The organism is Aureimonas sp. AU4 (genome assembly GCF_001463765.1).
Classification (GTDB): domain Bacteria; phylum Pseudomonadota; class Alphaproteobacteria; order Rhizobiales; family Rhizobiaceae; genus Aureimonas.
The window spans coordinates 118,845-131,607 of record NZ_BBWK01000006.1 but is presented as its reverse complement, the minus strand read 5'-3'; the positions used below and the strand labels follow the sequence as shown (position 1 = coordinate 131,607).

The following is a 12,763-nucleotide window of genomic DNA, read 5'->3' as shown; positions in this document are numbered from 1 at the left end:
CCAACATCGGAGACTGCAATGAACGCGATCCTCAAGGGTCTGGCGGCGCTCGCGCTCGCCTCCGCGGTGGCCCTGCCCGCCATGGCCGAGACCGTCAGCTTCGGCATCATCTCGACCGAGTCGCAGCAGAACCTGCGCACCAAGTGGGAGCCGTTCCTCGCCGACATGAAGCGCGAGACCGGCCTCGAGATCGAGCCCTTTTTTGCCACCGACTATGCCGGCGTGATCGAGGGCATGCGCTTCGGCAAGGTGCAGATGGGCTGGTTCGGCAACAAGTCGGCCATGGAGGCGGTGGACCGCGCCAAGGGCGAGGTCTTCGCGCAGACCGTGCCCGCCGACGGCGAGCCGGGCTACTATTCCGTGATCCTCGCGCCCAAGGACTCGCCGCTCACCAGCGTCGACGACCTTCTGAAGTGCGACAAGTCGCTGAACTTCGGTCTCGGCGACCCGAACTCGACCTCGGGCTACCTCGTGCCGACGACCTTCATCTTCGCCGCGCGCAACGTCGACCCGAAGGCCTGCTTCCGGAACGTCACCAACGCCAACCACGAGACCAACGCGATGGGCGTGGCCAACGGCCAGCTCGACGCCGCGGCCAACAACACCGAGAACATGGCGCTGATCGAGAAGAACCAGCCCGCCGCCTTCGAGAAGATCAAGGTAATCTGGAAGTCGCCGCTGATCCCGTCCGACCCGCTGGTCTGGTCGACGGACCTGTCCGCCGAGACGAAGGAGAAGATCCGCACCTTCGTCCTCGACTACGGCACCGATCGCAGCAAGGGCGACAAGGCCGAGGAGATGAAGACGCTGGCCGGCCTCGAGTGGGGTCCGTTCCGTGCCTCCAGCGACGACCAGCTTCTGCCGATCCGCGTCATGGAGCTCACCAAGTCGATCGCGCAGGCCAAGGGCGACGCCAAGCTCTCCGCCGAGGCGAAGGCCGAGAAGGTGAAGGACCTCGAGGCGCGCAAGGCGACCTTCGAGGCGCGTCTCGCGCAAGCGCCGCAGGGCTGAGCGCCAGACGACGCGATCGGGGCGGCGCACGTCGCCCCGATCCGCTTCCACGGCTCATGAGGATCCGAGGCAACCATGACCGCAGCCAACACCGCCACCGCCTCGCGCGAGGCCGACCGGGCGCCCGCGACCCGCTGGAGCACGCTTGCGAGCCTGGCGCTCCTCGTCGCGGCCCTCGCCTGGAGCTGGGGCCCCGCCGACATGGGTCGCTGGCCTTTCCTGTTCACCGATGCCGGCAACATGGCGGAATACGCCTCGGGCTTCCTGAAGCCCGACTTCTCGGACTGGCGCTACTACCTCTCCGAGATGATGGTGACGATCCAGATCGCCATCTGGGGCACGTTCCTTTCGGTGCTCCTTTCCATCCCCTTCGGCATCCTGTCGGCCAGCAACATGGCGCCGTGGTGGATCCACCAGCCGGCGCGCCGCCTGATGGACCTGTTCCGCGCGATCCATGAGGTCGTGTTCGCCGTCCTGTTCGTGGTGGCGGTCGGCCTCGGGCCCTTCGCGGGCGTCATGGCGCTCTTCATCCACACGACCGGCATTCTCGCCAAGCTCTTCTCGGAAGCCGTCGAGGCGATCGACCCGCGCCCCGTGGAGGCCATCCGCACCACCGGGGCCTCACGTCTGCAGCAGATCGTCTTCGGCGTCATCCCCCAGGTCCTGCCGCTCTGGATCTCGTTCTCGCTCTATCGCCTCGAATCCAACGTGCGCGCCGCCACCGTCCTCGGCGTGATCGGGGCCGGCGGCATCGGGCAGGTCCTGTTCGAGACGATCCGCGGCTTCTATTATCCGCAGGCCTCCGCGATCCTGATCGTCGTTGTGCTATCGGTGAGCGTGATGGACACGATCTCCCAGACCCTGCGCCGGCGCGTCATCTGATGCGGGCAGCCCTCTACTTCGCGCCGCCCCGCGACGCGCCGCTCACGCGCCTCGCCGCCGAATGGCTCGGCCGCGACGCCTTCACGGACGAGCCGACGCGCGCGCCCGACGCCCGGCTCGACCCGCTCGTCGCGGACCCCGCGCGCTACGGCTTCCACGCCACCGTGAAGGCGCCGTTCCGGCTGGCGGAGGGTACCGGCCTCGATGCGCTCGACGCGGCGCTCGCGCGCTTTGCCGCCGAGCGCGAAGCCCCGACGATCGGGCGCCTCGCGCTGCGCCGGATCGACGGCTTCTTCGCGCTCGTGCCGGCTGGAGCGGAGCCCCGGCTCGACGCCCTCTCAGCCGATGCCGTGCGCCGTTTCGCGCCCTTCCGCGCGCCGCTGACGCCGGCCGAGATCGAGCGTCGCCGTCCGAGCGGGCTGACGGAGCGCCAGCGGACCTATCTCGGCAGATGGGGCTACCCCTACGTCTTCGAGGAATTCCGTTTCCACATGACGCTGACCGGGCGCACCGGCGACGCCGAGGCCGCCGAACTGGAGCCGTTGCTTCGGGCCCGCTTTAGGGAAGTGGTCGACGGGCCGCTGGTCATCGATGCCCTCGTCCTGTTCGTCGAGCGCGAGCCCGGCGCCCCCTTCACGGTCCATTCGCGCCATGCTCTTCGACCGATCGCGCTTCCCGTATCCTGAGAGCCACGAACTTGACTGAACAGGTCTTCACCAACGCCCTGATCGTGCTGCCCGACGAGATCGTCGAGGGCAGCCTTCTCGTCCGCGACGGGCGCATTGCCGACATATCCGGCGGTTCGACCCGCTCCGGCCTCGACTGCGAGGGCGAGCATATCCTGCCCGGCCTCGTCGAGCTTCATACCGACCACCTTGAGGGCCACTACTCGCCCCGCCCCGGCGTCCAGTGGAACATGCTCGGCGCGGTGCAGGCCCATGACGGGCAGATCGCGACGTCCGGCATCACCACCGTCTTCGACTGCCTGCGCATGGGATCCGACGAGGACGGCGGCTTCGACCCGACCGAGATGCGGCGGCTGGCGGATGCCATCGAGCATGCCAACCGCGACGGGCGCCTGCGCGCCGAGCACCGCATCCACCTGCGCTGCGAGGTCTCCGCGCCCGACGTCCTCGACGCGCTCGAGCATTTCCGCAACGACCCGAACGTCTCGCTCGCCTCGCTCATGGACCATGCGCCCGGCCAGCGGCAGTTCCAGTCGCTCGACCAGTACACGCTCTACTACAAGACCAAGCGCGGGCTCTCGGACGAGGCCTTCCAGGCCTTCATCGACCGGCGCCTCCAGCAGTCCGCGACCTATTCCGCCCGCCATCGCGCGGCGATCGTCGAGCACTGCCGCGCGCGCGGCATCACGCTCGCCAGCCACGACGACGCGACGCTCGCCCATGTCGAGGAGGCGGTCAGCGAGGGGGTCGCGGTCTCGGAGTTCCCGACGAGCCTCGAAGCGGCGCGCGCCGCCCATACGGCGGGTCTCAGCGTCCTGATGGGCGCGCCCAACGTCGTGCGCGGCGGCTCGCATTCCGGCAACGTGTCGGCGGCGACGCTGGTCGAGGACGGCGTCCTCGACATCCTGTCCTCGGACTACGTGCCCTTCAGCCTGATGCAGGCGATCTTCCTCCTGTCGGACAGCATCGGCCTGCCGCGCGCGGCGCGCACCGTCACGCAGACCCCGGCAAGGGCGGCGAACCTCCCGGATCGCGGCGCCATCGAGCCGGGCTTGCGCGCCGACCTCGTCCATGTTCGCGCGCCGACCCGCGCGGGCGAGCCGCCCGTGGTGCGCGGCGTCTGGCGCGAGGGCCGCCGTGTCGCCTGACCGCCGCCCGCCCTCGTCCGGCATCCTCCTCGCGGTGGTCGGCCCGAGCGGGGCGGGCAAGGACACGCTCCTGCGCCTGGCGCTGGAGGCGCTGGGGGAGCAGCCCCGCCTCCGGCTCGCGCGACGCGTGATCACGCGCCCGCCCGACGGCGCGACCGAGGACCATGCGAGTTCGAGCGAGGCGGAGTTCCAGGCCTCGGAACGATCGGGCGCCTTCTGCCTGACCTGGCGCGCACATGGTCTCGCCTACGGCCTGCCGTGCGAGATCGAGCGCGAGGTGGGATCGGGGGCGCTGGTGGTCGCCAACCTGTCGCGCCGCTCGCTCGGCCCGGCGGCGGAGCGCTTCGCGCGCCTCGCGGTCGCCGAGATCACGGCGCCGGACCATGTCCTGGTCGAGCGCATCCGCCAGCGCGGGCGCGAGAGCGCCGAAGAGATCGCCCGCCGGCTCGCGCGCCAGGTGCCGCTCGTGCTGCCCGCAGGCACGATCCGATCCGTGCGGATCGACAATTCGGGTCCCGTGCGGGAGGGCGCCGAGCGGCTTGCCGCCCATATGCGCGAGCTTCTCGCGCTCCTGCCCGAGGCCGTGGAGGTCTAGGAACCTCAGGCCCGCTCGGCCAGAGCCCGCTCTATCACGCGGCGCAGATCCAGCGGCGCGGAGGGCTTCGGACAAAGGAAGGCGTGCGGGTAGCGTCCTTTCAGGTCGCGTTCGTCGACATGGCCGGAATGGAAGACCAGCGGCACGCCGTCGTCCCGCAGCCGGTCGGCGGCCGGAAAGACCTCGCCGTCCAGGAGACGCACGTCAAGCACCGCGCAATCGGGCTGGTGCCGCTCCACCGCGCCCAGCGCCTCCACCACGGTCTGGTAGGGTCCGTCGACATCGCAGCCGATGGCCTCCACGATGTCCTGGATGTCGAGCGCGACGAAGAGCTCGTCCTCGACGATCAGAACGGTCTTAGTCATCTGCGAACACGGTCCCGGGGAGACGAAGGGCAAGCCGATAGCGCGTGGGCTCGGCCATGCGATCGATCGTGGCCCCTATCTGGCGCGCGGAGGTGGCGACGAGAAGGGTCCCGAAGCCTCCTCCCTCCGGAGTTTCTTCGCGGCGCGGGAATTCCTCGACCCATTCGAGCCGGAATCCGTCCTCGTGTGGCCCCCACGTCACCGTGAGCTTGCCCTCGCCCGAGCCGAGCGCGCCGTACTTCACCGAGTTGGTGGCCCATTCGTGAAGGATCAGGGCAAGCGGCGAGACCGAGCGCCATCGCACGAGATGCGTCTCGCCTTCGAGGGCGATCGGCGCGCTGTCCCGGTAGGGCAGAAGGGTCACCTCGACGAGGTTTCGCAGGTCGGTCGAGTCCTGCCCGTCCAGCGGCGAGGCCAGCGAATGGGCGCGGCCGAGCGCGGCGATGCGCTCGCGCAGGTCCGCCGCCAGGACGTAGACGTCGCGGTGCGTGCGCGCCGCTGCCGAGATCATGCCGCCGATGATCGCGAAGAGGTTCTTCACGCGGTGGTTCATCTCGCGCAGCATCAGCTCGCGCGTCTCGGCCAGCGCGTATTCGCGCGTCACGTCGATCGACACGCAGACCAGCCGGCGCGGCGTGCTGCCCGCCACCATGCGCCCGAAGGAGCGGATCCAGCGCGTCTCGCCCGCCTCCACGCGAAAGCGCGTGTCGAAGTCCTCGCTTCCCTCGGCCGCCATGCGCAGGGCGCGCTCGACATCGCCCCGGTGGTCCTCGGAGATGTGCGGCAGAAGGCTGCGCAACGGCGCATTCCCTGCCTGACCCATGCCCAGGAGCGAGGCGGCGACGCCGTCCAGCGTGACGACGCCCTCGTCCGGCTGATGCTCCCAGATACCGATGCCGCCCGCCTTGATGGCAAGGTCCAGCCGGTCGCGCTCGGCGGCGAGCTGGCGCTCCAGCGACAGGGCGTCGGTGATGTCGGTGAAGACCAGCGTCGCGCCGTCGGTGCTGTCGCTCTGCGTGCGGTAGGGCAGGACGCGCAGCGAGAAGGTGCGCGAGCCGTCGCGCGTCGAGACGCGGCGCTGCACCACCGGGCCGCCGGCCGCGACGCCTGCCGCGTCCTCTATGTGGTCGTGTCCCGGCAGGCGGCTCGACACGTCGGCGAGCGGCCGCCCCCGGTCGGAGGACTGGAGCGGGAAGATCGACGTCGCCGCCGCCGTGTAGCTGCGGATCCGCAGGTCGCGGTCGAGAACGACGACGGCGAGATCCGTCGAGTCGAAGAAGTTGCGCAGGTCGGAGTTGGCGATCGTCAGCTGGTCGACCTTGGTCTTCAGCTCGTCGTTGACCGTGGACAGCTCCTCGTTGGTCGACTGGAGCTCCTCGTTCATCGACATCATTTCTTCGTTGGAGCTTTTGAGCTCCTCGTTCGCGGTCTCCAGTTCCTCGACGGCCGAGCGCAGGCGATGGCGCGTGTGCCGAAGCTCCTCCTCGAGAAGCTCCACGTGGTCGCCCTCGGTATCCATCTCCACGAGGTCGGGATCGCTCGTGGGCCGGAAGGCCGCCGTGTCGCGCAGGACGAGCAGCGTCGTCCCGTCCGGCAGCGGATCGCACACGACGTCGATCGGCTGGACGCCGTACTCGGAGGCGACCTCGACGTCGCGCGCGACGAGCCGCTTCTTGCCGTCGCGGCTCTGGCGCAGGAGCGGTCCGATCACGTCGCGCAGGCCCGGGCGCGCGAGGTTGATCGCGCTGGAGCCGCCCGTGCGCGTGACGGGGAAGTCGAAGTAGCGGCTGAGCCGCCCGTAGGCGGCGACGATCGCGCCGTCCTGGTCGAGCACCATCGAGGGGGGCGCATAGCGCTCCACCACGCGCCGCAGCGAGGTCGCCTCGTCGGTCGCCGCCTGGCGCGCGGGACGGCCGTCGCCGTCGCTGCGGCGCGTCTGGCCGCGCTGCAGGCCGCTCGGCAGGTCGATCGGATAGCGCGGCGAGCCGGGCGGACGCTCGAAGAGCCGCGCCTGATGGTCGAGGACGTGAAACAGTTGCTCGAAGCGCCCGACGCTTTCGGACGGGCCGAGGAACAGGAAGCCGCCGGGCCGGATCGCGTAGTGCAGGAGCGGCAGGACGGCCTGCTGCAGCCGGTCGTCGAAGTAGATCAGGAGGTTGCGGCAGGATACGAGGTCCACGCGCGAGAAGGGCGGGTCCTTCACGAGGCTGTGGTTCGAGAAGCGAATCATGTCGCGGATCTCGGGCGAGATCGAGAACCGCTCGGCGTGAGGAATGGTGTAGCGCTCGCGCAGCGCCGGCGGGATGTCGGCCATCGCGGCCGCCGGATAGCTCGCCTCGCGGGCGATCTGGAGCATCTGCTCGTCGATGTCGGTGGCGAAGATCTGGACGCCCTGCGTCACGTTCTGGGCGCGGCAGACCTCGGCGAAGAGCATCGCGATCGAATAGGCCTCCTCGCCGCTCGAGCAGCCGGGAATCCAGACGCGCAGATCCTCGCCCACCTCGCGCTCGCGCACCAGCGGCTCGATGGCGAACTCGCGCAGGACCTCGAAGAGCTCGGGGTCGCGGAAGAAGCGCGTGACGTTGATGAGGAGGTCGCGGAACAGGGCGCCGCACTCGGCTGCGTCCGCGCGCACGCGGGCCAGATATCCCCTGCCCGTCTCGATCCCGAGCACATGCATACGGCGCTCGACGCGGCGCACCAGCGTCGTGCACTTGTAGCCCGAGAAGTCGTGGCCGACCGCCTGCCGCACGACGCGGCACAGGTCGTCCATGTGGTCGGCGACGAGCTCGGCCTCAGCCTCGCTCGGGTCGGTGCCGCGACGCCGGAAGAAATGATCGAGGCAGCCGACGATCTCGCCGGGCGCCTTCACGAAGTCGACGAGGCCGGTGCCGACCGCCGAAAGCGGCATGCCGTCGTAGCGCGCGCTCTCGGGCTGCTGCACCACGCAGACGCCGCCGTGTTCCTTGACCGCGCGCAGGCCCGTCGTGCCGTCGGCGCCCGTGCCCGACAGGATCACGCAGGCGGCGTTGGCCTGCTGGTCGACGGCGAGCGACTGGAAGAAGTCGTCGATCGGTCGACGCAGGCCGCGGGGCTGAGCGAAAGCGCGGAGCTCCAGCACGCCGTCGTGGATGGCGAGCCCGCGCCCGGGCGGGATGATGTAGACCTTGTCCGCCTCGATCCGCTCGCCGCCCTCGCACTGGAGGACCTCCAGCTCCGTATGCCGGTCGAGGAGCTGGGCGAGCATGCTCTCGTGGTTGGGATCGAGGTGCTGGACCACGACGAAGCTCATGCCCGTCGGCAGCTGCGCGCCCGACAGCATCTCGCGCAACGCCTCGAGCCCACCGGCCGACGCGCCGATCCCGACGACGGGTCCGAGGATCGGAACCGACGCGTCCGGGGTGTCGGGCATGGTGTTCGAGGTGTCCACTCGGCGTTCTTTCCAGGTTCTCAGGCGAGGTCCGGACCGTCGAGGTCCGACAGCGTGACCTTGGCCTGGGCGATCATCGAGGCGGCGTTGGCGATGGCCATCAGCGTGCCCTCGATGACGATGCCGTTTTCGGACAGGACGGGGCTCATGCGCGACAGGGTCTTGGCGAGCTCCGCATCGTACTCGGCAAGCCGCTCGGGGTGGGAGCGGCTGACGTCGTACTGCGAGGCGAACAGGAAGCGCACGCGCCCCGAGCGGTCGCGCAGCTTCGACATGTAAAGAAGGTTGACGAAGGGCTCGCCGTTCTTGCGGAAGTTGATGATGGGCGTGCGAACGCTCGCCTGCGCGTCGCCCTCCAGGAAGGCATGGATGCGCCGGCGCGCCTCGCTGTTGTCCGCGTCTTTCTGCAGGAGGCGGCAGTTGCGGCCGATCACGTCCTCGTCCGCGTAGCCCGTGAGCGAGCGGAACTTCTCGTTCACGAGAACCAGCGGGTTGTCTTCCTCGGCGGCGGCAAGCGCCAGCGCGATGTTCGAGTGCTCGAAGTAGTTCCGCAGCTCGAACGGAATCGATGGTTCTTGCACGGCCGGCCTTTCCTTGGACAGGCAATAAGTCTGGGGCGCCGCGCGCGCAAGCCGTCGCCCGGGCCTGCGGCACTGCGCCCGAACACGCCCCGGGGCACACGGGGGCATGGCTTCGATGGGGTGGCGTCCTAACACGGCCGGACACGCAATGCCCATCCATGAGGCACCGCTGCCGCCGAAGCGTTCTCCAGCCTGAGAACGCTCATTCGTTTCCACGCTATGGGGCTATCTGGTTCGGATGCACGTTCGCGCAAGACCTTGGCGTCGTTCCGGTACCGCCACCTCGCGAACGGATCACGAGTTGTTTTTGCAACGTGGCCCGGCTCGGACACATTGGCTTCCCGACGATCCACCCCACGAAAAGCGTTGATCCATGCCGACGGTCCGATCCGCCCTCCCGCTCGTCGCGCTCGCCGCGACCCTCAGCCTCGCGCAGGCCGCACCGGCCCACGCGCAAGCCGCGAACCCGCAGCCGGCCGCGCAGGACCAGGCGCAGGACCAGGCGCTGGCGAAGGCGCCCTTCGCGCTGCCCGCGCTCGGCTATGCCTACGACGCGCTCGACCCCGTGATCGACGCGAAGACCATGGAGTTGCATCATTCCAAGCACCATCAGGCCTATGTCACCAACCTCAACAAGGCGGTCGAGAGCGATGCCGCCCTGTCCGGCCTGACGCTGGAGGAACTCGTGGCGACCGCCGGCCAGCGTTCGGCGGCGGTCCGCAACAACGCGGGCGGCCACTGGAACCACAGCTTCTTCTGGCGCCTCATGGCGCCGGAGGGCCAGCGCGGCGAGCCGTCCGGCGAGCTCGCATCGGCGATCGAGGCCTCGTTCGGCTCGATGGACGCCTTCCGCGAGGCCTTCGACAAGGTCGGAGCGGACCGCTTCGGCTCGGGCTGGGCGTGGCTGATCGTGGGCGCTGACGGCAAGCTCGCCGTGACCTCGACGCCGAACCAGGACAATCCGCTGATGGACGTCGCCGAGACGCGCGGAACTCCGGTGCTCGGCAACGACGTGTGGGAGCACGCCTACTACCTCAAGTACAACAACCGCCGCGCGGACTATTTGAAGGCATGGTGGGACGCGGTGAACTGGACGCAGGTCTCGCGGAACTACGCTGCCGCCACCGGGCGCTGAGGACGTCTCGCTTCAGCGCTTCGGCCACTCCCATCGCGGCGGCTCCACGCCCGGCGCGGTGGTCTCGCCGAAGCTCCTCTCGAGGCGGATCTCACCCGACTCCCCCTCCTGCCCGATCGCCGCAATCAGCGCGGCGTTGTGGCTCACCACGACGATGCGGCAGGCCCTGGACGCGCGCCGGAGAAGACGTGCGAGCGGCGCCATGAGGTCGGGATGGAGGCTGGCCTCCGGCTCGTTCAAGACCATCAGCTCGGGAGGCCTCGGCGAGAGGAGCGCCGCGCACAGGAGCAGGAAGCGCAAGGTTCCGTCCGACAGCTCGGCCGGGCGCAACGGCCTGAGGAGCCCGTGCTGGCGCAGCGCCAGACCTGCCCCGGGCTCGACCTCGAGGCGCGAGCCGGGAAAGGCGCCGTCCACCGCCTCGTCGAGCGCCTCGCCGTCGCCGATCGCGCGGATCGTCGCGATCGCGGCGGAAAGGTCCGCGCCATCGCTTGCCAGAACCGGCGTGTAGGTCATCACCTGCGGCCGGCGCGCGGGCGCGGCCGGATCGGTGCGCAGCGCATCGTAGAAGCGCCAGTCGCGCAGGCGCTCGCGCAGCGCGAGAAGCTCGGCGCCGTTCGCGGGGTCGGCGCAATGGGTCACCATGGAATCGAACGGAGAAAGGTCGTGCGCCGCCTCCTTCCAGGCGCCGTCGGTGGCGCCCCGCAGGCGCACGAGCCCGCCGCGGCGATCGGCGAAGAGCGAGGCGTGGGAGAGCCGACCGCCGGTCCACATGGCCTCTCGCTTGATGGCCGGGTCAAGCGGAAACGGGTTCTCGGCGCTAGGCATGCCGAGGTCGAGCGCGTAGCCGAAGCGATCGTCGCAGAAGCCGAGCCGGAGGCTGACCGGCCCCCGGCGCACGGTCCCTTGCACGGGATGGCGACCCTCGCGCATGTCGCGACCGATGCGCTCCGGCCCAGCCCACAGCACCGACGTCAGGCCGCCCTCCGCCGCGAGCGAGGCGACGAGCCGTCCCTGGGCGATCTCGGAAAGGAGGCGCAGCGCGCGGTAGAGGCTCGTCTTGCCGCTGCCGTTGGCCCCGGTGACGACCGTCAGCTGCTCGAGAGGAAGCACGAGGTCGCGCAGCGAGCGGTAGCCGGAGACGGCGAGCGTCCGGATCATGGTTCGAGCCCTTTTTCTCGGCGCTTCGATCCCAACGCCCCTAGGGTTGCCGCGTGGCGACAGCGTGACGACGCCAACAGGCCAAAGTCGCTCCTCCATGTTCCCGCAAGCTAGGGCGAGAAGAACACGCGGTCGCCTCCCGGCGCCCCCGCTCCCTGCCCGACGGCGCCAAGTTCGACGGGCAACGATGCAGCGGTGGCCCGGCGGCGCTGCAGGCGCTAGACGCTCGGCCCGGGGGGCGAAGGGCGATTCGGGGTTGGCGGGAATGAAGGCATTCGTCTGGGCGGAGCGTATCGCGTCGTCGCCGCTTGCGGCCTGGAGCCTTTCGGCCATCGCCTTCCTGGTCGCGCTCGGCGCGCGCTTCGCGTCCGACCACGTCCTGCCCGCGGGCTTTCCCTACCTCACCTTCTTTCCGGCGGTGATCCTGACCGCCTTCTTCTGCGGCCTTTGGCCTGGCATCGCCTGCGCCGTCCTGTCGGGCCTGTCGGCCTGGTACTGGTTCATCCCACCCGCCGGTGCCATCACGCTGAACGCCTCGGTGCTGGTGGCGCTTCTCTTCTATGTCGGCGTCGTCAGCGTCGACATCCTCCTGATCCAGGTCGCGCACGGGGCGGTACGCGGCCTTCGGGCGGAGCGCGCGCAGACACGCTCGCTGCTGACGCGCCAGAAGGCGCTTCTGGAGGACCAGCAGGCGCGCGTTCGACAGCAGGCCGTGCTCCAGCGCGAACTCTCGCACCGCATGAAGAACACGCTGGCCATGGTGCAGGCGGTCGTCTCCCAAAGCCTGCGCAACGCGCTGGATACGCGCGACGCCTCGGAAAAGGCGTCCGCCCGCATCCAGGCGCTGGCCAGCGCGCAGGACGTCCTGACGGCGACGGACTGGGCGGCCTCGGACGTCGCGGCCGTGGTCGCCGCCTCGGTCGCGCCCCATTGCGCCGACGCGGAGCGCGTCACGATCGAGGGGCCGCCGGCGCGCGTCGAGGCGCAGCAGGCGCTGGGTCTCGCGCTCGCCATCCACGAACTCTCGACCAACGCGGTGAAGTACGGAGCCCTGTCCACCGACGAGGGCCGCGTCGCCGTGCGGTGGAGCGTCGGGCCGGGGCTTCGCTTCACCTTCAAGTGGGAGGAGCGGGGCGGCCCGCCGGTCGTGCCGCCGGCGCGCCAGGGCTTCGGGTCGAAGCTCACCGAGCGCATCGTGCCGAGCTACTTCGGCGGATCTGCCGCAAGCCAATATGAACCATCCGGCCTTATCTACACCATGAACGGCTCGCTCACCGCGAGCGGCCGGCCTGACGAGCCAGCATGACGGACCTGCCCAAACCCTTCGATCGATCGCGCATCGGCATCCTCGTCGTCGAGGACGAGCCGCTGCTGCTGATGGACGCCGTGGACATGATCGAGGATGCCGGCTTCACGGTCTACGGCGCGGCCCATGCCGCACAGGCCCTCGCGCTGCTCGAGCGGCACGACGACATCCGCATCCTCTTCACCGACATCGACATGCCGGGCACGATGGACGGCCTGAAGCTCGCCCATGCCGTGCGCGAGCGCTGGCCTCCGGTCTCGATCATCGTCACCTCGGGCCACGTCCGGGTCGAGACCGGCCAGTTGCCCGAACACGGCGTGTTCCTGAGCAAGCCCTACCGGCCCACCTCGGTGGTGGACGCGATCGACGTCCTGGCGCGGGATCTTCCGCACTGACCGTCGCCGGCGGTTCGTAAGTTTTCCTTTCCTTCCCGGCCGATGGGGCGCAGAAGACGGCACGGCCCGCG

The 12,763-nt window shown here is 69.8% G+C and carries 12 protein-coding genes; 8 read left to right on the top strand and 4 right to left on the bottom strand.

All coding sequences use genetic code 11. From position 1 onward, the window contains the following. The first annotated feature begins 18 nt into the window (after positions 1–18). The 5 genes from phnD (at position 19) to phnN (ending at position 4,322) form a co-directional block, all read left to right on the top strand. Complete coding sequence (gene phnD, locus AUL35_RS03165; protein WP_062011918.1) at positions 19–1,011, top strand: phosphonate ABC transporter substrate-binding protein; 993 nt, start codon at positions 19–21, stop codon at positions 1,009–1,011. 75 nt (positions 1,012–1,086) lie between these two features. Further along, on the top strand, positions 1,087–1,893 hold the full coding sequence (phnE, locus tag AUL35_RS03160) for a phosphonate ABC transporter, permease protein PhnE (RefSeq protein WP_062011916.1): 807 nt from the start codon (positions 1,087–1,089) through the stop codon (positions 1,891–1,893). Next, complete coding sequence (locus AUL35_RS03155) at positions 1,893–2,579, top strand: DUF1045 domain-containing protein (RefSeq protein WP_062011914.1); 687 nt, start codon at positions 1,893–1,895, stop codon at positions 2,577–2,579. The genes phnE and AUL35_RS03155 overlap by 1 nt, the downstream gene beginning before the upstream one ends. A gap of 11 nt (positions 2,580–2,590) precedes the next feature. Then, entirely contained in the window at positions 2,591–3,727 is a 1,137-nt protein-coding gene (locus tag AUL35_RS03150; RefSeq protein WP_062011911.1) for an alpha-D-ribose 1-methylphosphonate 5-triphosphate diphosphatase, read from the top strand. Next, a complete protein-coding gene (phnN, locus tag AUL35_RS03145; protein ID WP_062011909.1) occupies positions 3,717–4,322 on the top strand; it encodes a phosphonate metabolism protein/1,5-bisphosphokinase (PRPP-forming) PhnN in 606 nt (201 codons plus the stop codon). The genes AUL35_RS03150 and phnN overlap by 11 nt, the downstream gene beginning before the upstream one ends. Before the next feature lie 5 nt (positions 4,323–4,327). Here phnN and AUL35_RS03140 read toward each other — a convergent pair whose 3' ends face one another. From AUL35_RS03140 to AUL35_RS03130, 3 genes are read right to left on the bottom strand one after another with little or no spacing between them, the layout of a single operon-like run. After that, complete coding sequence (locus tag AUL35_RS03140) at positions 4,328–4,687, bottom strand: response regulator (RefSeq protein WP_062011907.1); 360 nt, start codon at positions 4,685–4,687, stop codon at positions 4,328–4,330. Next, positions 4,680–8,117, bottom strand: coding sequence for a CheR family methyltransferase (locus AUL35_RS03135; protein ID WP_244493653.1), 3,438 nt, complete (start codon positions 8,115–8,117; stop codon positions 4,680–4,682). The genes AUL35_RS03140 and AUL35_RS03135 overlap by 8 nt, the downstream gene beginning before the upstream one ends. Positions 8,118–8,137: 20 nt before the next feature. Beyond that, the gene (locus tag AUL35_RS03130; RefSeq protein WP_062011905.1) at positions 8,138–8,698 is read right to left on the bottom strand and encodes a PAS domain-containing protein; all 561 of its coding nucleotides are present in this window, start codon (positions 8,696–8,698) and stop codon (positions 8,138–8,140) included. A 373-nt stretch (positions 8,699–9,071) separates the two neighbouring features. Here AUL35_RS03130 and AUL35_RS03125 point away from each other — a divergent pair, with 373 nt between their 5' ends. Then, the gene (locus AUL35_RS03125; protein ID WP_082666066.1) at positions 9,072–9,833 is read left to right on the top strand and encodes a superoxide dismutase; all 762 of its coding nucleotides are present in this window, start codon (positions 9,072–9,074) and stop codon (positions 9,831–9,833) included. Positions 9,834–9,845: 12 nt separating this feature from the next. Here the strand turns inward: AUL35_RS03125 and AUL35_RS03120 are convergent, their stop codons facing one another. Continuing rightward, a complete protein-coding gene (locus tag AUL35_RS03120; protein ID WP_062011903.1) occupies positions 9,846–10,991 on the bottom strand; it encodes an AAA family ATPase in 1,146 nt (381 codons plus the stop codon). Between the two features lie 265 nt (positions 10,992–11,256). On the opposite strand from AUL35_RS03120, the gene AUL35_RS03115 reads away from it, so the two are divergent. Continuing rightward, positions 11,257–12,297 (top strand): sensor histidine kinase, encoded by a 1,041-nt coding sequence (locus AUL35_RS03115; protein ID WP_062011901.1) that lies wholly within the window; start codon positions 11,257–11,259, stop codon positions 12,295–12,297. Next, a complete protein-coding gene (locus AUL35_RS03110; protein ID WP_062011899.1) occupies positions 12,294–12,692 on the top strand; it encodes a response regulator in 399 nt (132 codons plus the stop codon). Before AUL35_RS03115 ends, AUL35_RS03110 begins: the two co-directional genes overlap by 4 nt. Positions 12,693–12,763: the final 71 nt, after the last annotated feature.